Source organism: Achromobacter sp. SIMBA_011 (assembly GCF_046535435.1).
Classification (GTDB): domain Bacteria; phylum Pseudomonadota; class Gammaproteobacteria; order Burkholderiales; family Burkholderiaceae_B; genus Achromobacter; species Achromobacter dolens.
Genome location: NZ_JAWRWN010000860.1, coordinates 1 through 253, shown reverse-complemented (window position 1 = coordinate 253; position 253 = coordinate 1). Strand labels below are relative to the sequence as shown.

1 protein-coding gene is annotated in these 253 nt (G+C 65.2%); it reads right to left on the bottom strand.

What is annotated here, in order from left to right:
* Positions 1–253, bottom strand: a 253-nt coding sequence (locus SB816_RS33440; RefSeq protein ID WP_410548433.1) for a biotin/lipoyl-containing protein, incomplete at both ends; no start/stop codon positions are given.

Sequence of the window (253 nt, the reverse complement as noted above, 5' to 3'; positions counted from 1 at the left end):
CCTTCGCGTCGATCTGGTCACCGGGGCGCACCAGAACCTCGGCGATTTTGCCGTCACGTTCGGCGTGAAGCGCTGTTTCCATCTTCATGGCCTCGATGGACAGGAGCACGTCACCGGCCTTCACCTCCTGACCCTGATTGATGAAGACGCGGCTGATCACGCCCGGCATCGGCGCGCCGATATGCGACGCATTGCCGGGTTCAGCCTTGCGGCGGACCGCAGAACCCGATGCGCCATGGGCGCGGTCCGGCAC